Consider the following 25302-nt stretch of genomic DNA (forward strand, 5'->3'; position numbering starts at 1 on the left):
GTGGCGAGCACCCTCGTCCGCACGGTCCTGGTGACCGGCCCCGGAGGGGCGGGACGCACCACCGCCGCCGCGGCCTCCGCCCTCGCCGCGGCCCGGCGCGGGCAGCGCGTCCTCCTGCTGACCACCGGCCGGCCCAGCCTCCTGGACACGGTGCTCGGCCGCACGCTCCCGCCGCCCGCCGCGGCCACCCGCGCCCCGGAGCGCGGACCGGCGCCGCACGCCCCCTGGACCGCGCCCGTCCCCGCCGCGCCCGGCCTCTGGGCGGCCCGGGTCGAGGGCGACGAACACCTCCGGGAACACCTCCTCGCCCTCCAGGAGCGCGGCGGGCCCGTGCTCGACCTGCTGGGCGCCGCACCCCTCCACCCGGACGAGCTCGCCGTCCTGCCGGGCGCCGGACGGCTCGGCGTCCTCCGCGCGCTCCGCGCGGTCCGCGACCTCCCGGCCGCGGCGCCCGGGCCCGCCGCCGCTGCGCCCTCCTCCGCGTCGGCGGCCGCGGCGGAACACCCGGCGGCGGAGGACGGGCTCCCGGACGCCTGGGACCTCGTGGTCGTCGATCTGCCGCCCGCGCAGGAGACCTTGGCCGTCCTGGCGCTCCCCGAACAGCTGAGCTGGTACCTGGACCGCCTGCTGCCCCCGAGCCGGCAGGCCGCCCGCGCCCTGCGGCCGGTGCTCGCCCAGCTCGCCGGGGTGCCCGTGCCCGCCCCCTGGCTCTACGGGGCCGCCGACCGGGCCCGGGCCGGACTCGCCGCCGCGCGGGAGGTGCTGAGCGCCCCGACGACCACGCTGCGGCTGGTGGCCGAGCCGGGCCCGGCGGCCGTGGACGCGCTCCGCCGCCTCCGCCCGGGACTCGCCCTGCACGGCCACCGCGTCGACGCGGTCATCGCCGGCAAGGTGCTGCCCACCGGCTCGCCCGACCCCTGGCTCGCGGCCCTTTCCGGCGAGCAGCAGACCGCCCTGAAAGCCCTGGACGAGGAGTGGGCGGACCCGGACACCGGCACGGCCCTGTACGAACTGCCGCACCTCGGCCGCGAACCGCGCGGTCCGGACGACCTGGCCGTCCTGGCCGACGCGCTCGCACACCGGTCCGGCACCCCGGAGCGTCTTCCCGGGGCCCCGCACGGCGCCGTGCCGGGCCCGGGCGCCCCGGCCTGGACCGTGGAGGACCGGCGGGCGGAGGAGGGCGTGCTGGTCTGGCGCATCCCGCTGGCCGGAGCCGAGCGCGGCGACCTCGAACTGGTGCGGCGCGGGGACGAACTGATCGTCGCCGCGGGCCCGTTCCGCCGTATCGTCCCGCTGCCGCCGGCGCTGCGCCGCTGCACCGTGTCCGGGGCCGGGCTGTCCGGCGGCGAGCTGCGGGTCCGCTTCGTGCCCGAGCCCGGTCTGTGGCCCCGCGCCACCTGAGCCGGCGGCCGCCGGCCCGCCGCCGCGGCCCTGACGCCGGGGCCGTCAGCGGGCCCCGGACCGGGCCGGGGAGGCGGCCACCGGCGGCGGTTCCGGTACCGTCGGAGGCGGGGGCGCCCGCCGAGGCGCCTGACCGCCGATCCCGCAGCAGGAGCCCGCAATGAGCGATCCCACCGAGCACCCGGCCACCGAGCCCGCCGGGACCCCGGCCACCGGGGCGGCCCCCGCCGCCGACGCCGACGCCTGGTCCACGGCCTGTGCCGAAGACCTCGCCGCCGAGAAGGCGCGCCGCCGCGCCCAGGAGGGCCGGCCGCCCGGCAGCGCCGCCGAGGAACTGCTCAAACTGGCCGACGCCGTCGCGGACAGGCTCTCCTCGCTCCAGCTCCCGGTCGCCGGTCTGGCCGCGCAGAGCGCCGTGCAGCAGCTGGTGAACCGGGCGAAGGCCGCCGTGGAGCCGGTCGTGGAGCGCAACCCGGATGTCTTCGACCACCTCGCCGCCGCCGGCTCCGAGCTGCTCGCCGCCTACCGCTCCGCCGTCGAGCGCCAGGAGAGCGACTGGACCCGGGGCACCGCGGACCCCGGGCGCCGGGGGGCGGACGGGGAGAGCGGCGAGGGACCGGAGGACCCGGGGGGTCCGTCCGGAAGCGGGCGCATCGACCTCGACTGACCACAGCTCCGGTACGGTTGGTCACGCAGCGGGGATCGACCGGACAACTGAGGGATACATGGGACTCACCATCGGCGTCGACATCGGCGGCACGAAGATCGCAGCTGGCGTGGTCGACGAAGAGGGCTCGATTCTCGAGACGTGCAAGGTCGCGACCCCACCGACCTCCGAGGGCGTCATCGACGCCATCGCGGAAGCGGTCCGCACGGTCAGCACCGGCCACGAGATCACGGCCGTCGGCATCGGCGCGGCCGGCTACGTCGACGACAAGCGGGCCACCGTACTCTTCGCCCCCAACATCAACTGGCGCCACGAGGCGCTCAAGGACAAGGTCGAGCAGCGGGTGGGGCTCCCGGTCGTCGTCGAGAACGACGCCAACGCCGCCGCCTGGGGGGAGTACAAGTTCGGCGCCGGCGCGGGCCACGACGACGTCATCTGCATCACGCTCGGCACCGGCCTCGGCGGCGGCGTCATCATCGGGAACAAGCTGCGCCGGGGCCGCTTCGGCGTCGCCGGCGAGTTCGGCCACGTCCGGGTCGTCCCGGACGGCCTGCTGTGCGGCTGCGGCAGCCAGGGCTGCTGGGAGCAGTACGCCTCCGGGCGGGCCCTGGTCCGTTACGCCCGCCAGCGCTCCGTGGCCACCCCCGAGAACGCCGGGATCCTGCTGTCGCTCGGCGACGGAACGCCCGAGGGCATCGAGGGCCGGCACGTCAGCCAGGCGGCGCGGCGGGGCGACCCGGTCGCCGTCGACTCGTTCCGCGAACTCGCCCGCTGGGCGGGCGCGGGGCTGGCCGATCTGGCCTCGCTCTTCGACCCCTCGGCCTTCATCATCGGCGGCGGCGTCTCGGACGAGGGCGATCTGGTCCTGGACCCGATCCGCAAGTCGTTCCGGCGCTGGCTGGTCGGCAGCCAGTGGCGGCCGCACGCCCAGGTGCTCGCCGCGCAGCTCGGCGGCAAGGCCGGTCTGGTGGGTGCCGCCGACCTGGCGCGCCAGGGCTGACCGGCTGAGAGGACCGAGCGGGTGAGCGCGGCGGGGACGGGCGGGTCGGACGGGACGGACACGGGCGCACCGGGAGCCCCCGAGCCGGGCGCCCCCGAGCCGGCCGGGCCGGGGGACGGGGCGGTGCACGGCCCCGGCACCGGTGGCACGGCCTCGGACGGTCCGGCCGCTCTCCCCGCCTCCCGCACCGAGGGGGACGGCTCCGCCGTGATCCGCGTGCTCAGCTACAACGTCCGCTCGCTGCGCGACGACCGGGAGGCGCTGGCCCGGGTCATCCGGGCCTGCGCCCCCGATCTCGTCCTGATCCAGGAGGCGCCGCGGTTCTTCCGCTGGCGCAAGGCGGTCGCGCGGCTCGCCCGCGCCGCCGAGCTGGTGTACGTCACGGGCGGGGCCACCGCCACCGGCCCGCTGATCCTTTCCTCGCTCCGCGCCCGGGTGGAGCGCACCGAGGACATCCTGCTGCCGCTCACCCCGGGACTGCACCGGCGCGGCTTCGCCACCGCGGTCCTGCGGTTCGGGGGCGCGCGGCTGGTGGCGGCGAGCTGCCACCTCAGCCTGGCGGCGGCCGAGCGCGAGGCGCAGGCCGGGATGCTGCTGGACGTCCTGGACCGGCAGACGTGGGAGGCCGGGGTGGCGCACGCGGTCGTCGGCGGCGATCTCAACGACCGGCCGGGCGGGCGCGCGTTCCGCAGACTCACCGGCGGGCTGCGGGACGCCTGGGCCGAGGCCCCCTGGGGCGGCGAGTACACCTCGACCCCCGCCGATCCGCACCAGCGCATCGACGCGGTGCTGGCCACGGAGGGCGTGGAGGTCCTGGGCTGCGGGGTACCCCTGGACCTCGGCGGCGTGAGCCACGCCGATCTCCGGGCCGCCACGGACCATCTCCCCGTTCTGGCCGCCCTCAGGATCCCCGCCGGACCCGGCGCCCGGCACCGCGGGTCACCGGCGCGCGGCTGAACACGCCCCGCCGGTACGGCGGTTGGCGCGGAGCATCCCGGAACTGGCGAAGACCCCCGTGCGACGGAGGTACCCACCTCGATCGCACGGAGGCCTTCGGGGAACACCGTAGGCCCGGAGGCCCGTTTTCGGAAGGCGCCCGTCCGCGGTGATTCCGGATTCATCGGCGGGCCGGGCCGGGAGTCAGACGACGGCGCCCCGGCCCGGGTCGTCGTCCTCCTCGTCGTCCTCCCGCATCCGGGCGACGAGGGTCGCGAAGCCGCCCAGGAAGCCGCCGACCCCGAGGGTCGCGATCCACCAGGTGACCGGCTGCTGGGCCAGCACTGTGACGATCAGCAGCAGCGGTCCGCCGAGCACCGCGAGCCAGGCGAACTTGGTGGGGGTGTCGGCCTCCGGGAGCGGCGGCGGCTCGGGCGGTACGAAGTGGTCCTCGTCCCCGCCCTCTCCGCCTCCCGCGCCGCCCGCGTCCCCGGCGGGCTCACGCGGGCTCCAGTCCCGGGGGCCCGTGCCGGCCGGGAAGATGACGCTCGACCCCAGCGGCCGGTCCGCCCCGGCCGCCGGCCCGGAGCCGGGGGAGACCGGGGCCCCGGGCCGGCCGGCGGCCCCGGAGGGGTCCGCGGAGCCGGAGCCCGCGCCCTCCGCCCCGGACGTCCCCGCCTCCCCGGCGGTATCCGACGGCTCCGTCCCCGCGGGCCCGGACTCCCGCCGTACGGGCTCCCGGCCCGCGCCGCCGCGCGCCGGCTTCCCCGGCTCGGACTCCGCCCCGGCCGGGAACGGCTTGACCGGTTTCTCCGTCTCCAGGAAGCCGGGCAGCGCGCCGGGCCCGGGCGCCGGCTCCCGCGCGGGCGGGTCGTCCCCGGGGAACTCCGGTTCGTCGCCGTACCCGGCGACGATCGCCGCCCAGGCGGCCTCCTCGTCGAACGGTTCGGGGCCGTCCTCGTGCCCGGTGCCGGTACCGCGTTCAGCCACCGGTCGCCGTCCCTTCCCGCTGGGTGCCGTCCGCCACGAGCCGGCCGATGAAGTCGTGGGAGTCCTGGAAGATCCGCTCGGCGTCGTAGTCGAGCGTGGCCACGTGGTAGCTGCGCTCCAGCAGGGTCTCGGTGACGTCCGTGGACGAGACCCGGCTGAGGATGCGGGCGGAGTCGGCCGGCGAGACCACATGGTCCCGCGCGCTGTGCAGCAGCAGCAACGGCTGGGTGACCTGCGGAAGTTCGGCGTCGAGCAGCCGCAGGAAGCGGCGCAGGGAGTGCGCGGCGTGCAGCGGCACCCGGTCGTAGGCGGCCTCCTGGACGCCGCCCTTGGCGATGTCGCTCGCCAGGCCCTTGGTGGTGCGCACCAGATGGCGGGCGACGGGCAGTGCGTACGCCGACAGCCCGTGCACCCGGTTCACGGGGTTGACCACGACGATCCCGCTGATCTCGTCGCCGTGCTTGGCGGCCAGCCGCAGCGCGAGCGCGCCGCCCATGGAGAGGCCGCAGACGAAGACCTGCCGGCACCGGGCGGTGAGGCCGCGCAGGCCCCGGTCGACCTCGGCGTACCAGTCCTGCCAGCCGGTGAGCTGCATGTCCTGCCAGCGGGTGCCGTGGCCGGGCAGCAGCGGCAGGGACACGGTGTATCCGTGCCCGGCGAGGAAGTCGGCCCAGGGGCGCATGGACTGCGGGGAACCGGTGAAGCCGTGGCAGAGCAGGACACCGATGTCCCCGCCCTCGTGGTGGAACGGTTCGGCTCCGGGGAGGACCTGCACCGGAGGTCTCCTGTTCGTCGTCGTTTCGCGAGGTCCGGCAGGGGCTGCCGGGTGATGCCGGGCCGGTGGGCACGGCCGGTTTTCACCGTACGCGACGGCGCCGGTACCGGGTAGGTCCGAAGGCCGCCTCCGGGCGGGAGCCGCCCGCGGCGGCAGGCTAGAGTCGTGCCGCACACACAGGAGGTCCTCGGTTGCTTTACGGCGCAATGAAGCTGTCCATCGGCGGGACGCTGAAACTCGCCTTCCGCCCCTGGGCGGAAGGGCTGGAGAACATCCCGGCGGAGGGCCCGGCGATCCTCGCCAGCAACCACCTCTCCTTCTCCGACTCCTTCTTCTTCCCCGCCATGGTGGACCGGAAGGTCACCTTCATCGCCAAGGCGGAGTACTTCACCTCTCCCGGGGTCAAGGGCAAGCTGACCGCCGCCTTCTTCAAGGGCGTCGGCCAGCTGCCGGTGGACCGCTCGGGCGGGCGCGCCGCGGGGGAGGCGGCGGTGCGCAGCGGCGTCGGCGTGATCGAGAGCGGCGAGCTGTTCGGGATCTACCCGGAGGGCACCCGCTCGCCGGACGGACGGCTCTACCGCGGCAAGCCCGGTGTCGCGCGGATCGCACTCGCCACCGGGGCGCCGGTGATCCCCGTCGCCATGATCGACACGGAGAAGATCCAGCCGCCGGGGAAGGTCATACCGAAGCTGATGCGCCCCGGCATACGGATCGGCAGGCCGCTGGACTTCAGCCGCTACCACGGCATGGAGAGCGACCGGTTCATCCTCCGTTCGGTGACCGACGAGATCATGTACGAGATCATGAAGCTGTCCGGCCAGGAGTACGTCGACGTCTACGCCAACGTCGCCAAGCGGCAGCTCGCCGAGGCGGCGAAGCGGCGGAAGGACGAGGAGAAGGCGGCGGCCGGCGCGGAGAGCGCCCGGCGGGCCGAGGGGGAGCGCGGGGCCGGGGGCGCCGGGGAGACCGGCGCACCGGGGGATTCCGGGGCGTGATCCGTCCCGGGTGAGGGGGTTGGGGAGATGGCACCGAGTCTGCGGTCACGCGTTCGGCCCGGCGGCGGGACGGCGGCCGGGGAGGACGCGGCCGGGGAGGGCAGGCTCTCCGGCGGGCGGAGCCGGCCCCGGATGTCCGTGGAGCAGCCGCTCTGGCGGGCGCTGACCGGCTACCGGGTGCTGACCATGGCCTACGCCATCGCCCTCTTCGGCTACGACCACGACGAGTACGCCCGCCCGATCGGCGCCGCCGCCTATCTCGCCGTGCTGGCGGTGTGGACGCTGGCGACCGTCGGCCGGGTCTCCTCCGCCGAGCGCTGCACCCTGCGGTTCCTGGTCGCCGACCTGACCGTGGCGGTCGCCGGCATCCTGCTGAGCCCCGTCGTCGACACCGCGGGGCGCGTCGGCCCCACCCTGCCGTCCATCTGGACGGCCGGCGCGGTCCTGGGCTTCGCCCTCAAGGGCGGCTGGCGCTGGGCGGCGGTCGCCTCCGCGGTCGTCGGCGTCGCCAATCTGATCGAGCGCGGCACGCCCGCCCAGGACACCGTGCACAACGTCCTGCTGGTCTGGATCGCCAGCGTCGCCATCGGCTACGTCGTGGAGGTGGCCCGGGCCAGTGAGCGCACCCTCGCCCGGGCCCTGGAGGTCGACGCCGCCACCCGCGAACGGGAGCGGCTGGCCCGCGACATCCACGACAGCGTGCTGCAGGTGCTCGCGATGGTGCAGCGGCGGGGCGCGGAGATCGGCGGCGAGGCGGCCGAGCTGGGGCGGATGGCCGGCGAGCAGGAGGTGGCGCTGCGCACCCTGGTGGCCGGCGGCCTCGTCCCCGCGGCCCGGCGCTCCCCCGAGCAGGTCTCCCGGGGCGGCGGGGAACCGCGCCCCGGGCCGGACGGCTCCCCGGCCGCGGAGGGCGGTGACGGCGCCCCGGCGCCCGCCGGTTCGTCCGCCGGTGCGTCCACGGGTGCGGCGGACGGGAGCCGCGATCTGCGGACCCTGCTCGCCGCCTGCGCGAACTCCCGTGTCTCCTTCGCCGAGCCGGGCGCGCCCGTCCTGCTGGAGACGCGCGCGGCGGAGGAACTGGCCGCCGCCGTGGGCGCCGCCCTGGACAATGTGGACCGCCACGCGGGCGCGGACGCGCGGGCGTGGATCCTGCTGGAGGACGAGCCGGGCGAGGTGATCGTCACCGTCCGGGACGACGGCCCGGGCATCCCGGAGGGACGCCTCGCGGACGCGGAGCGGGAGGGGCGGCTCGGTGTCGCGCTCTCCATTCGCGGCCGGCTGCGCGAGCTGGGCGGCAGCGCCGAGCTGCTGTCCGTACCCGGGCAGGGCACGGAGGTCGAGTTGCGGATACCGCGGACAGCACGGGGGAGTGAGAGCCGATGACGGCGGAACCGGCGCCGGTGAGGGTGATGGTGGTCGACGACCACCCGATGTGGCGGGACGCGGTCGCGCGCGACCTGGCGGCGGCCGGGCACACCGTGGTCGCCACCGCCGGGGACGGCCCGCAGGCGGTGCGGCGGGCCCGTGCCACGAGGCCGGACGTCCTGGTCCTCGACCTCAACCTGCCCGGGCTGCCGGGGGTCGAGGTCTGCCGGCAGCTCGTCGGCTCGCAGCCGGGGCTGCGGGTGCTGGTGCTCTCCGCCAGCGGCGAGCACGCGGACGTGCTGGAGGCGGTGAAGTCGGGCGCCACCGGCTATCTGCTCAAGTCCGCGGGAGCCGGGGAGCTGCTGGACGCGGTGGCCCGGACCGCGGCCGGCGACCCGGTCTTCACCCCGGGCCTGGCCGGGCTGGTGCTCGGCGAGTACCGGCGGCTGGCGTCCGAGCCCGAGCCGCCCTCCGCCGGCGCCCCGGACGCCCCCCGGCTGACGGACCGGGAGACCGAGGTCCTGCGGCTCGTCGCCAAGGGCCTCTCGTACAAGCAGATCGCCGAACGGCTGGTCATCTCGCACCGCACGGTGCAGAACCACGTCCAGAACACCCTGGGCAAACTCCAGCTCCACAACCGGGTGGAGCTCGTCCGCTACGCCATCCAGCGCGGTCTCGACGAGGCCTGACGCCCTGTCGGTTCGGGCCGGCGGCCCCTCCGGCTCCCCGCCCGCGACTCCCGTCCGTCACTCCATACGGGTGATCCCGGGGACCGGTCTCCCCGGGAAAGTGCGAAATCGACCGATTGCTCCCATCCCCTGTGATCTGGATCACTACTACCGTGAGCGCGTAATGGCGCGACTACGGAGAATGATCACGAAGGGAAGATCCCATGCGGGTCGGAGTACTGACCGGTGGCGGTGACTGCCCCGGACTGAACGCCGTGATCCGGGGCGTCGTCCGCAAAGGCGTCCAGGAGTACGGGTACGAATTCGTCGGGTTCCGTGACGGCTGGCGGGGCCCTCTGGAGGCCGACACGGTTCCGCTCGACATCCCGGCGGTGCGCGGCATCCTGCCGCGCGGCGGGACCATCCTCGGCTCCTCGCGGACCAATCCGCTCAAGGCCGAGCACGGCATCCGCCGGATCAAGGAGAATCTGGCCAAGCTGGAGGTCGACGCGCTCATCGCCATCGGCGGGGAGGACACCCTCGGGGTCGCGGCCCGGCTCGCCGACGACTACGGCGTCAACTGCGTCGGCGTGCCGAAGACCATCGACAACGATCTCTCCGCCACCGACTACACCTTCGGATTCGACACGGCCGTCAACATCGCCACCGAGGCGATCGACCGGCTGCACACCACCGCGGAGTCCCACATGCGGGTGCTGGTGGTCGAGGTGATGGGCCGTCACGCCGGCTGGATCGCGCTGCACTCCGGGCTCGCCGGCGGTGCCAACGTCATCCTCATCCCGGAGCAGCGCTTCGACCTGGAGAAGGTGTGCGCCTGGGTGGAGTCCCGGTTCAAGATCCGCTACGCCCCGATCGTGGTCGTCTCCGAGGGGGCCATGCCCGTCGACGGCGACATGGTCCTCAAGGACGGCTCGCAGGACGCCTTCGGCCACGTCCGGCTGTCGGGCGTCGGCGAGTGGCTGGCCAAGGAGATCGAGGCCCGCACCGGGCAGGAGGCGCGCACCACCGTCCTCGGCCACGTCCAGCGCGGCGGCACCCCCAGCGCGTACGACCGCTGGCTCGCCACCCGCTTCGGGCTGCACGCCATCGAGACCGTCCGGGACGGGGACTTCGGCAAGATGGTCGCCCTGCGCGGTACCGACATCGTGCGGGTGCCCATCCACGACGCGACGGCCAGGCTGAAGACCGTGAGCCCGGAACTGTACGCCGAGGCGGGCGTCTTCTTCGGCTGACGGACCGTGGGCGCCGCCCGCCCGCACCGCCCCGGTGCGGGACCGGGCCCCGCCCGGCCGGGGCGGCGGGCCGTCACCGCGGCCCGCCGTCCCGGCGCCTCCCGCCCCGGTTCCCCCCGGCGGGCAACGGCCCCCTCCCGGACGGCTTGTAGCATCAAAGGCGTTGTCATCAGCAGCTGTCTGCTCGTACCGGGAGAATCGTGGACATCCTCGCCTTCGGCGTCCAGAACGATGAGAAGCCGATGATCGAGCGGGCCTTCGCCGGCCGGCACACCGTCCGCTGCGTGGACGTCTTCCTCAACCGGGACACCGCCCCCATCGCCGCCGACCACGAGATCATCAGCGTCAGCGTCAACGCCCAGCTCGACGCCCCGGTGCTGCGCACCCTCGCCGCGGGCGGCACCCGGATGATCGCCCAGCGGGCCACCGGCTTCAATAACATCGACCTGGAGGTCGCCGCCGAGCTCGGCATGACGGTCGCCCGGGTATCCCACTACTCCCCGTACTCCGTCGCCGAGTTCGCCTGGACCCTGGCCATGGCCGTCAACCGGCGCGTGGTCCGGGCCGCCACCCGCACCCGCGACTTCGACTTCCGCCTCGACGGGCTGATGGGCCGCGACCTGCACGGCCGCACCGCCGGGGTGATCGGCACCGGCAAGATCGGCGAATGCTTCGCGCGCATCGCCCACGGCTTCGGGATGAAGCTGCTCGGCTGGGACATCGCGGAGAACCCGGCCTGCACCGAACTGGGCATGGAGTACCGCGAGGACCTGCCCGAGCTGCTCGCCGAGGCCGACCTCGTCAGCCTCCACGTACCGCTGCTGCCGGCGACCGAGCATCTGCTGGACCGGCACGGCCTGTCCGTCATGAAGGACGACGCGATCCTCGTCAACACCAGCCGCGGCGGACTCGTCGACACCGGCGCGCTCATCGAGCAGCTGAAGGAGGGCCGCTTCACGGGTGTCGGGCTGGACGTCTACGAGGCCGAGGCCGGACTCTTCTACCTGGACAAGTCGCTCGACGTGGTCACCGACGACACCCTGGCCCGGCTGATGACCTTCAGCAACGTCCTGGTCACCTCCCACCAGGCGTACTACACCCGCGACGCCACCGCCCAGATCGTCGACACCACCGTCGGCAACATCGACGACTACCTGGCCGGCCGCACCAGCGAGAACGTCCTGGTCCCGGCGGCGGGCCGCGCGGCCGGCTGAGGGACCCTGCCGGCGGGCCTCCCGCTCCTCTCCACGGCCCGGTGTCACGGCCCGCCTCCCGGCTCGTTCCCCGTCCCGCGTGCCCCGTCCGGTTCCGTGGTTCTCACCCGCCCGTGGGATGACGCTGCTCCGACCGGTTGACGCCGGTCCGGGCCGCCCGGCCCGTCCGGTGAAAACGGCGATGTATGCCCGTGCCAGCCATCCCACCGGGACACCTCGGGACCCGCATGCGCCACCCCGGACGGCTCTCCGCCCCGGCCGCCCCCCGTCCGCCGGGCGGGTGATTCCGCCGGGCGGCCCCGGCCCCGTCGCTCCGGGGCATCCACCGGGGTATCACGTCCTCAGGGCCGCGAACGGCACCGCCGTCCCCGGGACCGCGGCCGCCCGGGCGCTCCGGCGGCCCGGCTGACGAGGACCGCTGTACGGAACGGGCACCCGAGGAGAGGACCGGCATCGTGGACCGACGGGAACTGGTCCGGGTACTGCGCGAGGAGCGGGTGCCGGACGCCTTCTACGACATCCCCGGTGTGCGCGACATCCCGTCCCCCTCGGACGCGTACTTCTTCCTGCGGCCCGCTCCGGACGGCTGGGCCGTGGGACTCCGGCAGCGCTCCGGGGACCAGGACGTGCGCGCGTTCTCCTCGGAGGACGAGGCCTGCCGCGAGCTGCTCGGCCGGCTCACCACCCTGCCGTCCCCGCCCCCGGAGGAGGGGACGGTGGCCGGGGAGCCCGCCCCGGAGCCGGATGCCGTCCGCCCGGACGCCCCGGATGTCCCCGGCACCCCGGACGCCCCGGGTGATCCGGACGGACCCGGCGGGCCCTGACCGCGCACGGCGGGGTGCACGGCACCTCGCCGGGCGCGCCCGCCGCCGTGTCATCTCCGCAGCGGAAGCGTCATCACCAGCCGGGCGTCGCCGGGACCGAAGTAGTTCTCGTGGTGGTCGAGCCGGGCGAAACCCAGTGACTCGTACAGTTCCACCGCGGCCGTGTTGGCGGGCTCGACGGTCAGCCGGACCTCGCCGACCCCCTCCGCGCGCAGCCGGCGCAGCGCCTCCGCCATCAGCTGCCGCCCGAAGCCGCGGCCCCGTGACCCGCTGTCGATCCCGAGGCCGAGGATCCAGCTGCGGCTCTTGTCGGACTGGGTGCCGACGAGGACGTAGCCCACGAGGGAGTCCCCGTCATCGAGGACCAGGAGCTGGTCCCCGTGCAGGTCGTAGAGCTGGCGCAGCACGAAGTAGGGGTAGGCGTGCTCGGCGAAGACCTCCTCGTCGAGCCGGGAGAGGGGCGGCAGGTCCTCCTCGGTGATCGTTCTCACCCATGGCGGCCGGCTCTCCGGGGCCAGGGACACGGCCGAGACGGCGGACAGCGGTAATCGATCTCCGGAAAGAGCAGTCATGCGCCACTTCCTGGTGAAAGGGTCTGGGACCACACGTCATCACCCGTACAGGTGGAACGCGGTGGGACGGCGTGCGCCTTCCGGCGGGGTGGCCGACGGCCGGCGGTCAGACCAGGATTCCCGGCTCGAACAGGACGTTCAAGGTTGGAACGGGCCAGACGCCGCATTGCGCCGACGCGCCCCCCGTGCTCCGGCCGGGCCTGTTCCGTGCTTCCGCGAACCCCCTGTGGCTTGTTCAAAGCTGAGACCGGGCGGGGGTTTCTCGCTACGCTTGGACGATGGTTCTGAGAACGTTTGATCCCGGGCCCGGGAAATCGCAAGAGCTCAATGGTGAGACCGACTGGAACGCGTTCGATTCCGACGCGTACGTCGAGCACAACTACCGCCATCTGCGCTCCGACGACGAGCAGATCATCCGCATCGTCCGGGACCACTTCCGGGACCATTTCCGGCGCCACCCGGCGACCGCTCCCGTGCCGGGGATCGACGTCGGGTCGGGCGCCAATCTGTACCCCGCGCTCACTCTGCTCCCCTGGTGCTCGGAGGTCACGCTCTTCGAGCGGGCCGCGACCAACGTGCGGTGGCTGGAGCGCCAGGTGGCCGGCTACGAGGCCAACTGGGACGCCTTCTGGGGCGTCCTGCGCGAGGTGGAGCCGTACGCCGGGATCGAGGACCCCCGGGCGGGGCTGCGGCTGGCCGCCCGCCCCAAGCAGGGCAATCTGTTCGATCTCCCCGAGCGGAGCTGGGGGATCGGCACCATGTTCTTCGTGGCCGAGTCGATGACGACCTCCCACGAGGAGTTCCGGGTGGGCGTACGGCGCTTCGCGGAGTGCCTGCGTCCGGGAGCGCCCTTCGCGGCCGCCTTCATGGAGGGCTCCACGGGCTACTCGGTCGGCGGGGAATCCTTCCCGGCCTGCAGTGTGGAGGAGGAGCAGGTGCGGGAAGGCCTGGCTCCCTATTCCGAAAGCGACATGCACATCACGCGCATCGGCATTCCCGGCGAACGTCCTCTTCGCCAGGGATATGAGGGCATGATCGTGGCCTGCGGCCGACGCCGTTCCGTTCCATCGCGATAAACGCGCACACCATTGATGGGCGGCCCGCTTTCCGGCCGGCGGTCCGGGGGCGGGCCCGGGGTGAGGGGTATGGGGGATGCAGATCAAGCCGCGCCAGCAATTGCTGGACATCTGGCGGGCCATTGCGCGCTATTCGTTCGCGGACGGGGAATGGGACTGGGGTGATGCGGGCGGGCTCAGCAGTGTCGCGGACGCCGAACGCCTGCTCTGCCTCATGTACCCGGCCACCGAGTTCCCCGCGTTCCGCCTGGACGATCCGGACACCACGGACCGTGACGTCCGGGAGGTGCTCAGCGGCGCGGGCAGCCGTCTGGAGCTCCCGGCCAAGCTTCTTTCGGTTGTCGCCGAATTCATGAACACCCACACCACGGACGACAAGAGACCGAGTTTCGCCGGGGGCCACTACTTCAACGCCCGGGATTCCGAAGCCGAACTCACCCCGGAACAGCGGCAGTTGGGGGTCGTCGACTCCTTCTCCCTGTCGATCACGCTCTCCCTGGCCACCCTCGGCTTTCTCAAGGTGTATCTGAGCAAGCCCCGCCGCGCCGAAGTCCAGGCGATGGCCGACGAACTCAGGACCGCCACCGAGGCCCGCCTCACCGCCGCCATGGTGAGCCTGCTCCGCTCCTTCACCGTCAACGTCTTCGACGCCGAGGCCCCCCAGGGCCGCACCCTCTGCAGGCTCCTCGGCCAGGGCCGGGTCTCCGAGCGGATCGCCGCCCAGCAGTTCCAGCGCCGCTTCAGGTCCCTGCGCGCCACCATCCGGGACAGCATCTCCCTCGGCGTCGACGTCGCCGACGGCCTCGGCGACGACAACCAGCTCTTCGAGTGCGGCTGGGCCTGGAGCCTGGTGAAGGACGCCCCGCCGGTGAAGACCGAGAGCGAGATCGGCCCGCAGCCCGACGGCATCGCCAAGCCCACCCCGTACCTCTACTTCACCGTCGTCGCCCTCGACGGCATCCAGGACCTCTTCTCCGAGCGCACCCTCACCCTCGGCCTGCTCAACGTCGAACAGCAGCGCCTCGCCGAGGCCCTGCGGCTCCGGTGGGAGATCACCCAGCAGTACTGGTCGCGCATCGCCCGGTTCGGGGAGGCCGGCTGGCCGCTGGAGGACATCCCCTGGCGCACCACCGGCCAGCGGCAGGAGTCGGAGTACTTCTCGCTCTCCGTCGCCGCCATCCTCGTCCACGACCTGGTGCGCCGCCGTGCCACCGACGACGACCTCACCCGCACCGTCGACGTCATGGAGCGGCTCGCCGAACGCGGCCGCATCACCAGCCGCATGAAGGTCGGCGACCCGGCCATCGAGCTGCACACGCCCGGTGTGGCCATGCCCCTCCAGGGCGGTGAGGCGCTCGGCCCGCCCATGCAGTGGTCGATGCCGGACTTCTCCGCACAGCTGCTCAAGCGGACCATCCAGCTGTGCTCCCTGTCCCGCAGCATCTCCTCCCACGACCGGCTGCTGCGGCTGGCCGAGCGGATCTTCGATCACCTCTGGCAGCGCCGCAACCGGAGCGGGGAGAGCGCGGGGCTCTGGGACAACATCCACGCCGTCTACCCGGACGCGCCGGCCCGCGGCTGGTCGCTGTCCTGGAGCATCACCGAGCGCGTCACCGAGTGCATGGTCGCGGCGCGCCAGCTCTACACCCAGCCGCCGATCCGCAGCGGCACGCTCATCGGCATCGCCCGCGACCTCCTCAGCGAGGCCACCCACCTCCTCGGCAACGAGCAGCTCGAACCCACCTCCACGGCCGACGGCTCGCGCGGGATGGCGCTCAAGGGCATCGAGATCAAGCTCGCCCGGGCCCGCGAGCTCCTGGAGGAACAGCCGGGCACCTCCTGCGCGCTGAGCACGGAGGTCCTCGGCGAACTCGACACCCTGGCCCTCGCCCGGCAGACGGCCTCCCGGGGAGTGTGACGGTGATCGTCTTCGCGGCCTCCGACAAGGGAGGCACCGGCCGCTCCGTCACCAGCGCGAACCTGGCCTACCGCCGCGCGCTCGCCGGGGACGACGTCTGCTATCTCGACTTCGACTTCGGCTCCCCCACGGCCGCCGCCGTCTTCGACATGCCCGGCGCGCTGCGCGGCGTCCAGGGGGGAGGGCTCCACTCCTACCTCCAGGGCCGCACCACCGAGCCGGTACGGACGGACGTCTGGGCCGAGACCGAGCACGAGGTGCTGCGCCACCGCCCGGCCGGCTCCGGCAATCTCGTCCTGCTGCCCGGCGACCGCAGCGGCGGCGAGTTCACCGTCGGCCCGGACACGCTGCGCCGCTGCGTCGATCTCCTCCTCCGGCTGAACGGCGAGTTCGACCTCGTCGTGGTCGACCTGAGCGCCGGCCGCAGCTACGCGGTGGACCTCGCCCTGGAGGCCACCTCCCGGCGCGAGATGCGCTCGGTCCCGGCCCGCTGGCTCGTTTACCACCGCTGGACCCGCCAGCATGTCATCGCCGCCGCCGGGCTGGTCTTCGGCGAGCGGGGCATCGTGGCCGGCGGCGTCACCCGAGGCCACGACAAGGCGCTGCTCACCGGCGCCATCCGCTTCGTCCGGGCCGCGGTGCCCGACCCCGAGTCGCCGCTGTGGTCCCAGGTGCCGCCCGCCCAGTCCGCCTGGATGCGCAAGTGCGACCAGGACCTCGACGTGCTCGCCGCGGACCTCGACATCGGCTACACCCGGCTGCTCGGCTCCGTACCGCTGGAACCCGTCCTGCAGTGGCGTGAGCAGCTCATCACCGAGGAGGACGTCCTCGCCAGCCGGATCGCCAACATGGAGACCCTGCAGGCCCTCGAAGAGCTCTCCAGGAAGCTCACCGACGACGAGTCGTGGGGGCAGCCGTGACGGACGCGGTCTTCCGGGAGACGACGGCCGACCCCCGCACCCAGTCCATACCGCTCTCCCACATCTCGCTGGAGATCGGCCACTTGTACATGGAGGACTTCGAGGCGGGCCCCGAACGGCTGCGCGAGCACTTCGCCCGGGTGCGGCCCTGGGTGGACGCGGTCCTCGCCTCGGCCGGGAACGGGAAGGGGGCGCGGCCCCGGGTCAGCACCTGCTTCCTCGTCGACGACTACTTCAGCCGGTTCTCCTCGCCCGCCGAGGTCGTCCCCCTCCTGCTGACCGAGGCCGAGCGCTGCGGGCTGACCATCGACTACCTGGCCCGGGAATCCGCCTGCGACATGGCGGACGGCGTGCGGCTCGCGGAAGCCGTCGAGCACCGGCTCGTCGAGTCGCCGCCGCCCGGCAGCGACGGCTCCCGCCCGCCGGTGAAGGAGATCGGCTGGCTCGCCAACGGCGAGCGCACCCCCGGCGTGGAGCGGCTGGAGGCCATGGCCAACGACCTTCCGCCGTCCTGGCGGCCGCCGGCCGAGACCGCCGCCCACCGCCACTCCGTCTTCATGGACGTCGAACTCTGGGACGACCGCGACGGCCGCCGCACCTGGTCCTGCCCGTTCCTCGCGGCCGTCTGGCAGCTGGCCCGGCTCGGGCTCCTCCGCCACCGCGGCGAGCCGGTGCTCCGGCCCCGGCCCAGTCCCGAGGGCGGCTTCCCCCGGGACTGGGCCGACCTGGCACCCCTGACCCGGCTCAACCCCGCGGCCCAGCCGTTCGCCGCCTACCGCACCTGTTCCGTGCTGCCCTCCCGTTTCCTGCCGGTCGAGCACGCCGTCCGTGTCATCCTCGGCCAGGTGGAGGTGGACCCCGGAGCGCTCCGCCAGGTCGCCGAACGTTCCGCCGGCGAGCGGATCGCGCTCCCGGACGCCGTCGCCGACCGCGTCACCCACGTCTTCTGCGCGGAGGCCTGAGATGCGGGCGCCCGGCGACACCGCGGAGACCGTGCTGGCCTGTGGCGAGGTCCGCACCTGCCTGCTCCAGACCTCCGCGTCGCTGCCCGCGGCGGCCGCGGGCGAACTGCTCCGGATCCGCGCGGACGAGCGGGTGCGGATCTCCGAGCGCCCCAATCTGCACGCCGTCTCCCCGGACGTCCTCACCGGTGTGGACTGCCGGCTGCCCGCGGCCACCGGCGCCAAGGTGCGCGCCGTCGGGACGGTCGCCGCCCGGGCCGTGCTCGTCGAGGGCCGGGTACTCCAGACGTCCGCGCAGTTCCGCTCCCCGGGCCGCGGCCCCGACCTGCGCCGCCCCTGGGGCCACTACCTCGTCCGGCCCGGGGTGCTGGAGCCCCTGGGCCGGCTGCCCGGACGGGCCGTCGCCGACGGCGTCCTGGCCGACCGCCGGCAGCCCGGCGAGCTCGATCTGGGGGCGATCGCCGAGCGGCTCCTCGGCGAACTGCTGCGCCACCCGCTGCTCGACCAGCGGCCCCCCTTCAAGTCCCGGCGCACCCGGCTGCGCTGGGCGGCGTTACGGGCCGCGGACGGCGCCGGCCCGTCGATCGAACGCTTCACCCTCGCCGAGGACGGGCTGCGCACCGTGGAGCTGCGGCTGCCGGAGCACACCGAACCGGCCGCCTGCGCGGGGCTCTGCGAGGACCTCGCCCTGCACGACTGGCTGCTCACGACCCTCGTACGGATGGTCGAGCGCAGCCGGCTGGGATCGGCGGACGGGCACGACGCCGTGATGGCGCTCCGCCCGGCCGTGGACCATCTGTTGCACCTGTGGATGCCGAGAGCACGAGTGGACACGACCCTGGGCCCGCTGTGGGAGGTGCTTGAGCGGAAGCCCGGATTCACCCGGCAGTGGCAGACGCTGGTCCAGCGCATCAGGGACCAGCTCGCCCTGCAGGCCATTCCGTTGCTGCGCGAAGCCCTGACGGCACGCTGACGGGGGTGCGGGCACGCACGGACCCGACCGGGGGAGTAGGACGACAGATGCACGCATCGACGAGAACACCCGGGGCGCCGGCCGCCCTGGGTCCGCCGCAGCAGACCGGCATTCCGCCGTTCCTGCTGAAAACCGTGATCACCGCGTTGATCGGCGGTTTCACCTACGCACTCACCAACGCCGTCGACCAGCCCGAGGTCTGGAAGCTGACGGTCTCCGTCTTCGTCGCCGGCGCGGCCATGATCGTGCAGTACATGGTCGACTTCGAGCGCCGGCTCGGTGCCGTGGAACACAGCCTCACCCGTCACAACACCGAGATGAAGGAGCTGGTCGCCGAGGGATTCGCCAAGATCAACCATGCCACCGAGCTGTTCGGCCTGGTCGAGGGGTCGGCCCTGCGGGCCGACGGGGTGACCCGGCTGGTGCGCAACGCCACGATGGTCGGCTCCGAGGGGCCCGAGATCATGAAGGCGTTCGCCCAGGCCGAGGTCACCCGCCTCGGCACCCTGATGGCCAACCTCCACCAGAAGCACGCCGACTACGACGGGGAGGACCACGACTGGATCGTGACCCTCACCCAGTGCGCCTCCCACACCATCGACGCCACCAGCACCTCGGTGGACCACGACTTCTGGCCCACCGAGCTGGGACAGCGCTATCTGCGGGCCCAGCGCGACGCGATCCACGAGCACGGGGTGAGCATCCGCCGGCTGTTCATCGTCAACACACCGCAGGAGATCGACGAGGAACTGCTGCAGCTGGTGGAGCACCAGAAGGGCCTGGGCATCGAGGTGCGCGTCCTCGCGCTGTCCGAGCTGCCGCCGACCGCCGGAATCGACACCACGAACGACTTCATCGTCTTCGACCACTCCCTGTCCTACGAGGTCGAGCCCGACCTGCGCGGGATGAACGCCAAGACCACCCTGGACCTGCGCGATGACCGGGTGGCCCGGCGTATCAAGCGCTTCGAGGAGCTGTGGAAAGCCGGGGAGGAGGAACCGGAGCCGGACGAGTAGCCGGCCCCCGCCGGCCGGCCGGCGGCGCACTCCGCCCACTCCGCCCACCGGCCCACTCAGCCCTCTCCGGGCCGCCGCGCCCGCCGTCGCGCATACCGCTCGTCGCGGCCGCGGCGGTCCGGGCGCGGGGCGCCGGGGTGCGGGGAGACCGGGTCCGAGGGGACCCGGGGCCGCGCTCCGGCCACCGCCGCCCCGGAGCCGTCTACACGCGCACGGCCGCCAGAAGGCCGGCGACGAGGGACGTCCCGTCGAGCGTCAGCACCGATTCCGGGTGGAACTGCACCCCCGCGAAGCCGGGACCGCGCAGCGCGTGGACGTCGCCGGTGGCCGGGTCGCGGCTCAGCTCCACGCCGTGCAGGGCCAGTTCCCGCTCCGCCGCCTCCTCGCAGCGCGCGGTGAAGGTGTTGTAGAAGCCGACGGTCTCCCGGCGGCCGAAGAAGTCGATCCGCTCCTGCGCGCCCTGGTACGGCACGTCCTTCCGGGCGATCTCCAGCCCCAGTTCGGCGGCGAGCAGTTCGTGGCCGAGGCAGACGCCCAGCAGCCCGTGCCGGTGGTCCCGCACCAGACCGGCGGCCAGGGCGCGCAGCAAGCGCATCTTGGGATCGGCGGTGTCGGCCGGGTTCCCCGGACCGGGGCCGAGGACGACGGGGCCGCCGTGGGAGAGCGCCGCCTCGCGCAGCCCCGGCTCGTCGTAGCGCCGTACGGTCACCGCGAGACCGGTGGAGCGCAGCAGGTGCGCCAGCATGGCGGTGAAGGTGTCCTCGCCGTCGACGACCAGGGCGTGGAGGCCGGCGAGGGCGGGGCCGTGCGGGGCGGTGGAGTCCGCCGGTTCCCCCGCGGTCCGCATCCGCAGCCAGAACGGCGCCAGCCCGGCGCGGCGGGCGTCGAGCGCCGCCCGCACCCGCGGATCGTCCGCGAGCCGCGGCGGCGCGGCCGCGCCCGGGCGGTCCGGCGCCGGGAGCACGCCCAGCGCGGCGAGGACCCCGGCCGCCTTGGCGTGCGTCTCGGCGACCTCGCTCCGCGGGTCGGAGTGGCGGACGAGGGTGGCGCCGACCGGCACCCGCAGCCGGCCGTCGGGCGCGATGTCGGCGGTCCGGATGAGGATGGGGGAGTCCAGGGTCTGCGCGCCGCCCGCGTCCCGTCCGATGAGCGCGAGCGCGCCCGCGTAGTAGCCGCGTCCGCGGCCGTCCGTGTCGTGCGGGCTCACGGGTTCGTACCGCTCGATGACGCGGCAGGCGTTCTGCACCGGCGAGCCGGTGACCGTCGCCGCGAACATGGTCTCCCGCAGCACCTCCCGCACGTCCAGCGAGCTGCGGCCGCGCAACTCGTACTCCGTGTGCGCGAGATGCGCCATCTCCTTGAGCCGCGGCCCGATGACGGCGCCGCCCCGGTCGCCGACGGTGCACATCATCTTCAGCTCCTCGTCCACGACCATGGACAGCTCCTCCACCTCCTTGCGGTCGTGCAGGAAGCGCAGCAGGCCCTCGGCGTCCGGCCCGCCGGGCGGGTAGCGGTAGGTGCCGCTGATGGGGTTCATCACGACCGTTCCGCCGGACATCCGCACATGCGCCTCCGGGCTCGCCCCGACGAGGGTGCGCTCGCCGGTGTGCACGGCGTACGTCCAGTAGGCGCCGCGCTCCCCGGCGAGCAGCCGACGGAAGAGGGCGAGCGCGTCGGCGGGGCCGTAGCCGGGGATCTCGCCGCGGAAGGTGCGGCGGATGACGAAGTTGGCGCCCTCGCCGCGGCCGATCTCGTCCCGGACGACGCGCTCCACGATCCCCGCGTAGGCGTCGTCGCTCACGTCGAAGGACCCGTTCCCGACGCGTACGGGATGGCGGGGCAGGGCGTCCAGGAGCGCGGGGAGCGGCAGTTCGAGGGTCCTCTCGGGGCGGAGGACGGCCAGCGGTGTGCCGTCGTCCCGCACGTCGAAGCCGCGCTCGCGGATCTGCCGGAACGGGATGAGGGCGAGCGCGTCGGTGACGGGCCGTCCGTCTGCGGCCGGCCCTTCGCCGAGCGGGATATCGGCCAGCCGTTCGACGTGCTCGACGGGGCCGGTGAGGATCTCGACCACGTCCTCGTCCCGCCCCGGCGCGTTCCGGCGCAGCAGCGCGAACGGCGGGCAGCCCGGGCTCAGCAGCCGGGCCACGACGGCGGCGGGGGACTCCAGGAAGTCGGCTGAGCCCGGAGCGGTGGGGGAGGGGCGGGAGGCGGGACCGGGGGACGCGGGGGTGCGGGCGGTGCCGGGTGATCGTTCCATGACGGGCGGTTCCTTCCGGATCTGCGGAGGGACGGCCGTCCGTCGAACGCCGAAGGCCGCCCCGGGAGGCGGCCTTCGCGTGAGAGGTTCAGTGGGTACGCGCGAGGAGGTGGGCCGCCGTATCGGCGGGCCACCACCAGTTCTGGTGCAGAGGCGCGAACATGGCCGCCACCCTACCCGAACGGCCCGGGCCGCACCGCTCCGTTCCCGCCACGGAAGCGCGGGCCCGGCGGGTGCGCGGGCCCGTGCCTCCGACCGCGCCATGCGGTGACATCGCTACAAGGGGTTCGGTGTGGCGGTCTTGCCGGTCGCGGAGCAGCCGGCGGCGCCGGGGCCGGGATCACCCGCCTGACATCGGGTGATCCCGGACGCTCGGCACAGACCCGGTGCCGTGGGGGCGCCGGGCCGTTGTGCTACTCGAAGGGGATGGTCAGGACCGATCCGGTGCCGACCTGGAGCGTGGCCGGGGCGTTGCCGATGGCGCCCCAGACCTCGGCGCGGACGGTCCCTCCCCGGAGGTCGCCCAGGGTGCCGGAGGAGGAGAGCAGTCCGGTGCGGGCGGGGGTGTAGTCCTCGTAGCCGGGGAGGGGGTCGGTGGCGAAGTAGCGGTACGTCTCCACGCGGTCGAAGGAACCGTCGCCGGTCAGGTCGTAGGAGATCCGGACCTGCTGGCCGAGGCCGACGTGGATGCCGGCGTCCACCTTGAGGCGGAAGCCGGTGGAGGCGCCGCCCTTCACGGTGCCGTTGACGTTCCGCACCTCGTACACCAGGGGCCGGTGCGGGACGCCGTCGTAGTTGCCTCCCTCGGCGGAGGGGATGGTGTCGGCCGCCGGGGACGTGGCCGCGGTGGTGCCGAGGGTTCCGCCCGGTCGCAGATGGAAGGTGTCACCGGTCACCGGCGAGGGGGGCGGGTCGGTCGGGGTGGGCTCCGGGTCGGTGGGGGTCGGTTCGGGATCGGTGGGGGTGGGGTCCGGATCGCCGGGCAGCGGGGTGTCGGATCCGTTGCCGGAGGCGGAGGAGTGGGCGGGGACGTTCAGCACGGCGCCGTCGGAGAAGGTGACCGTCCGGGCGGTGCCGGTGTCGTTGCGGGCGGCGTAGGTGCGGCTGCCGCCCTTGGCGAACACGGCCGCGGTGGGGCTGTCGGCGGTGACCGAGGTGTCGGGTGCCCCGATCGCGTCGAGGGTGCTGATCCAGTGGTAGGTGTGGGCCTTGGTCTCGCCGTCCTCCGGGGTGTAGGCGCCACCGGTGGCGTCCCAGGAGGCCTTGGCCTTCGCCGGGTCGGCCAGGGCCTGGAACTCCCACAGCACGTCGCGCCACTCCACGGCCGGGCCGCCGTTCTCCCGCTCCATCTCGGCGATGCTGCGCCGGATGGCGTCCTTCTCCCGGGCCAGGTGGAGCGAACCGCCCGTCACGGGAAGGACGTTGATGCCGTGGATCTCCTCGGGGTTGGCGGTCCACCAGGTGGCGTAGGCGGCGCCGCTGCTCCACACCATGCCGACGGCGTCGTGGGTGTAGTCGCCGGGGTAGACCTCCTCGTCGGCGTCGAACCAGTACTGGGCGATGGCCTCGGACTCGGTGGTGAGGAGATGGACGCCGAGGTCGCGCAGCCCGGTGTCACCGGTCGCCGAGCCCCACAGGACGAGTCCGGCGCTGAGGTTGACCGACTCGGAGGAGGACTCCTGGTTGTTGCCCGCCGCGAAGGACGCGTGCCCGGCGGCCCAGCTGTGCCCGGCGTAGACGTCGAAGCCGCGCAGGAAGGGGAACATGGCGTCGGTCCGGCTGGGGTTGGCGGTGTCCCGCACCAGCAGGTCGACCATGCCGCCCCAGGCGGAGTCCGCGGCCCACGCGGGGTCGTGCTGCGCGACGACGGCGGCCGCCAGCACGTAGTAGCCGTAGTGGAAGTGGTGGTCGTTGAGTTCCTTGTCGCTGCCGTAGGAGGCGGGGTAGCCGGTGAGGGTGCGCCACTGGGCGTCGTAGGAGAACTCGGCCTCACCGCCGGCGGTGAACCACGCCTCCAGCCGCCCCTTGATCAGATCCAGCAGCTTGTCCCGGGAGGCCGTCTCCCCCAGCTGGTCCGCGATCGGGACGAGCTGGGCGAGTTTGCCCAGGGCCTTGCCGGTCCAGTACGTGTCCCGGGCGCCGCTGAACGGATCGCCCGCGTTCACCGCCTCGTTCAGGTACGCCTTGAGCCGGGCGGTGTCGGGCCCGGAGCTCTTCGGCAGACCGGGCAGGACGCCGGTCACCTTCTGCTCGGTGGTGAAGCTCTTCCCCTCGCGCACCTTCATGGTGCCGCGCGGCGAGACGTAGGTGTACGGGGTGAGCGGGTCGGTGGCGTGCAGCCACTGGTGGCGGTAGAGGGCCTGGAGGGTGCCGGTCTCCGTGCCCTCCTTGGCGGTGGTGGTGAGGGTGTAGCCGGCGCGCACCGTGCCGGCCTTCTCGTCGTAGTCCCAGGTCGCCTTGGAGCCGGTGACGAAGCTGAAGGCGTAGGCGCGGTAGTCCGCCAGGGCGTCGGTGCGGGGCAGGACGGCCAGCGAGAAGTAGTCCTTGGAGCCCAGGCCGGCCCGGATGTCGTTCCCCGAGACCGTCCAGTCGCTGCCGGTGGGCGCGAAGAGGGCGTAGTGGTGGCCGGCGACGGTCACGCCGAGCACGTTGCCGTCGTCGGCGAAGACCTCGGGCGCGCTCGCGGTGGTGATCCGCGCGGCGCCGCCGCTGCCCTGGGCGTATACGAAGGGCATGCCGTGGCCGATGGTGGCGCGGAACGTCCGGGAGCCGTCGGACCACTGGGGGGTGACGGTCCAGTCGCTCCAGTCATGGGCCTTGGCGTCGGGGGAGTTGAGTCCTTCGAGGCCGACGGTGAGGTCCCGCTGGTGCGGGAACTCGTACTGGCGGCCGTCGCCGACGATCGCCGAGGCGGTGGGGTAACCGACCTCCAGCCCGCCGGAGACCGCCTTGTAGGTGAGGGGGTGGCCGTACATGTTCTCGGAGTACGGGTTGTCCGCGAAGCGCTGGAAGGCCAGCGAGGACCACCAGTCGTTGGTCGGCACGGGACGGTCCGCGGCGGCGGCCGTGACCTTGGGGGCGACGGGGGCACCGCTGCTGTTCTGCGGCCCTTCCGCGCCGGCGGGCCGGGTGTCGCTGTAACTGCCCCGGCCGACGGGGACGGTGGCGGCGGAGGCGCTGCCCGCCCCGGCCGCGACGAGGCCCGTCGTGGTTAAGGCGGCGGCCGTGGTGACGGCCAGGATTCTGCGAAGACGCATGGACTCTCCTTTTTGAGAGCGCTCTCAAAGATGCCGTCAACGTAGAGAGCTGTCGGTACACCGTCAATACTTGAAGCAGTCCGGGATGCGGGGGTGTGGAGGCCGGCGGCCCGGGCCGTGCGGTGACCGCCTCCTCGCGGTGCGAAGTCACCGCAGGCCGTCGCGGGTGCGGGTGGCCGCGGTCACGGCCGGCGGGCCGGCGGAAGGGGCGGCCGGGAACGGACGGCGTCCTTCGTCTTCTGGAGTCCCGGCGGGCGGCGGCC

At 73.8% G+C, this 25302-nt stretch carries 21 protein-coding genes; 16 read left to right on the forward strand and 5 right to left on the reverse strand.

Features of this window, described 5'->3' with window-relative positions; translation table 11 throughout:
- The 4 genes from SXIN_RS23895 (at position 1) to SXIN_RS23910 (ending at position 4025) form a co-directional block, all read left to right on the forward strand.
- Positions 1-1401, forward strand: a complete 1401-nt coding sequence (locus SXIN_RS23895; protein ID WP_095757507.1) for an ArsA family ATPase — start codon at positions 1-3, stop codon at positions 1399-1401.
- A 160-nt stretch (positions 1402-1561) separates the two neighbouring features.
- Positions 1562-2068, forward strand: a complete 507-nt coding sequence (locus SXIN_RS23900) for a DUF5304 domain-containing protein (protein ID WP_095757508.1) — start codon at positions 1562-1564, stop codon at positions 2066-2068.
- A gap of 58 nt (positions 2069-2126) precedes the next feature.
- Positions 2127-3068: an ROK family glucokinase gene (locus SXIN_RS23905; RefSeq protein WP_019710525.1), complete on the forward strand. Its 942-nt coding sequence runs from the start codon at positions 2127-2129 to the stop codon at positions 3066-3068.
- 123 nt (positions 3069-3191) lie between these two features.
- Positions 3192-4025 (forward strand): endonuclease/exonuclease/phosphatase family protein, encoded by an 834-nt coding sequence (locus tag SXIN_RS23910; RefSeq protein WP_050930578.1) that lies wholly within the window; start codon positions 3192-3194, stop codon positions 4023-4025.
- A 183-nt stretch (positions 4026-4208) separates the two neighbouring features.
- Here SXIN_RS23910 and SXIN_RS23915 read toward each other — a convergent pair whose 3' ends face one another.
- Together SXIN_RS23915 and SXIN_RS23920 are read right to left on the reverse strand one after the other, a co-directional pair.
- Positions 4209-4994: a hypothetical protein gene (locus SXIN_RS23915; RefSeq protein ID WP_095757509.1), complete on the reverse strand. Its 786-nt coding sequence runs from the start codon at positions 4992-4994 to the stop codon at positions 4209-4211.
- Complete coding sequence (locus tag SXIN_RS23920; RefSeq protein ID WP_019709428.1) at positions 4987-5769, reverse strand: alpha/beta hydrolase; 783 nt, start codon at positions 5767-5769, stop codon at positions 4987-4989. Before SXIN_RS23920 ends, SXIN_RS23915 begins: the two co-directional genes overlap by 8 nt.
- A gap of 191 nt (positions 5770-5960) precedes the next feature.
- Here SXIN_RS23920 and SXIN_RS23925 point away from each other — a divergent pair, with 191 nt between their 5' ends.
- The 6 genes from SXIN_RS23925 to SXIN_RS31605 all read left to right on the forward strand — a co-directional run bounded on the left by SXIN_RS23925 (position 5961) and on the right by SXIN_RS31605 (position 12088).
- On the forward strand, positions 5961-6764 hold the full coding sequence (locus SXIN_RS23925; protein ID WP_095757510.1) for a lysophospholipid acyltransferase family protein: 804 nt from the start codon (positions 5961-5963) through the stop codon (positions 6762-6764).
- A gap of 132 nt (positions 6765-6896) precedes the next feature.
- Positions 6897-8147 carry a MacS family sensor histidine kinase gene (macS, locus tag SXIN_RS23930; RefSeq protein ID WP_095757511.1) on the forward strand — a complete coding sequence of 417 codons (1251 nt, stop codon included), beginning with the start codon at positions 6897-6899 and terminating at the stop codon, positions 8145-8147.
- Positions 8144-8818 (forward strand): response regulator, encoded by a 675-nt coding sequence (locus SXIN_RS23935; protein WP_019709431.1) that lies wholly within the window; start codon positions 8144-8146, stop codon positions 8816-8818. The genes macS and SXIN_RS23935 overlap by 4 nt, the downstream gene beginning before the upstream one ends.
- Positions 8819-9021: 203 nt before the next feature.
- Positions 9022-10050, forward strand: a complete 1029-nt coding sequence (locus SXIN_RS23940) for a 6-phosphofructokinase (RefSeq protein WP_019709432.1) — start codon at positions 9022-9024, stop codon at positions 10048-10050.
- A gap of 200 nt (positions 10051-10250) precedes the next feature.
- The gene (locus SXIN_RS23945; RefSeq protein ID WP_019709433.1) at positions 10251-11264 is read left to right on the forward strand and encodes a 2-hydroxyacid dehydrogenase; all 1014 of its coding nucleotides are present in this window, start codon (positions 10251-10253) and stop codon (positions 11262-11264) included.
- A 455-nt stretch (positions 11265-11719) separates the two neighbouring features.
- Positions 11720-12088 (forward strand): hypothetical protein, encoded by a 369-nt coding sequence (locus SXIN_RS31605; protein ID WP_019709434.1) that lies wholly within the window; start codon positions 11720-11722, stop codon positions 12086-12088.
- 50 nt (positions 12089-12138) lie between these two features.
- Here SXIN_RS31605 and SXIN_RS23955 read toward each other — a convergent pair whose 3' ends face one another.
- Positions 12139-12660, reverse strand: a complete 522-nt coding sequence (locus SXIN_RS23955) for a GNAT family N-acetyltransferase (RefSeq protein ID WP_043469103.1) — start codon at positions 12658-12660, stop codon at positions 12139-12141.
- Between the two features lie 278 nt (positions 12661-12938).
- Between SXIN_RS23955 and SXIN_RS23960 the strand changes: the two genes are divergently transcribed.
- The 6 genes from SXIN_RS23960 to SXIN_RS23985 all read left to right on the forward strand — a co-directional run bounded on the left by SXIN_RS23960 (position 12939) and on the right by SXIN_RS23985 (position 19525).
- Positions 12939-13736 (forward strand): SCO2525 family SAM-dependent methyltransferase, encoded by a 798-nt coding sequence (locus SXIN_RS23960; RefSeq protein ID WP_019709436.1) that lies wholly within the window; start codon positions 12939-12941, stop codon positions 13734-13736.
- 76 nt (positions 13737-13812) lie between these two features.
- The gene (locus SXIN_RS23965) at positions 13813-15654 is read left to right on the forward strand and encodes an SCO2524 family protein (protein ID WP_019709437.1); all 1842 of its coding nucleotides are present in this window, start codon (positions 13813-13815) and stop codon (positions 15652-15654) included.
- Between the two features lie 2 nt (positions 15655-15656).
- Positions 15657-16574 (forward strand): SCO2523 family variant P-loop protein, encoded by a 918-nt coding sequence (locus SXIN_RS23970; RefSeq protein ID WP_039821686.1) that lies wholly within the window; start codon positions 15657-15659, stop codon positions 16572-16574.
- A complete protein-coding gene (locus SXIN_RS23975; protein ID WP_039821690.1) occupies positions 16571-17536 on the forward strand; it encodes an SCO2522 family protein in 966 nt (321 codons plus the stop codon). Before SXIN_RS23970 ends, SXIN_RS23975 begins: the two co-directional genes overlap by 4 nt.
- Before the next feature lies 1 nt (position 17537).
- Positions 17538-18509: an SCO2521 family protein gene (locus SXIN_RS23980; protein ID WP_095757512.1), complete on the forward strand. Its 972-nt coding sequence runs from the start codon at positions 17538-17540 to the stop codon at positions 18507-18509.
- A gap of 47 nt (positions 18510-18556) precedes the next feature.
- Positions 18557-19525, forward strand: a complete 969-nt coding sequence (locus tag SXIN_RS23985; RefSeq protein WP_019709441.1) for a DUF6879 family protein — start codon at positions 18557-18559, stop codon at positions 19523-19525.
- A gap of 202 nt (positions 19526-19727) precedes the next feature.
- Here SXIN_RS23985 and SXIN_RS23990 read toward each other — a convergent pair whose 3' ends face one another.
- Together SXIN_RS23990 and SXIN_RS23995 are read right to left on the reverse strand one after the other, a co-directional pair.
- On the reverse strand, positions 19728-21782 hold the full coding sequence (locus SXIN_RS23990) for an anthranilate synthase family protein (protein ID WP_095757513.1): 2055 nt from the start codon (positions 21780-21782) through the stop codon (positions 19728-19730).
- 413 nt (positions 21783-22195) lie between these two features.
- A complete protein-coding gene (locus tag SXIN_RS23995; RefSeq protein ID WP_019709443.1) occupies positions 22196-25039 on the reverse strand; it encodes a glycosyl hydrolase in 2844 nt (947 codons plus the stop codon).
- Positions 25040-25302 lie beyond the last annotated feature (263 nt).

Source organism: Streptomyces xinghaiensis S187 (assembly GCF_000220705.2).
Taxonomy (GTDB): domain Bacteria; phylum Actinomycetota; class Actinomycetes; order Streptomycetales; family Streptomycetaceae; genus Streptomyces; species Streptomyces xinghaiensis.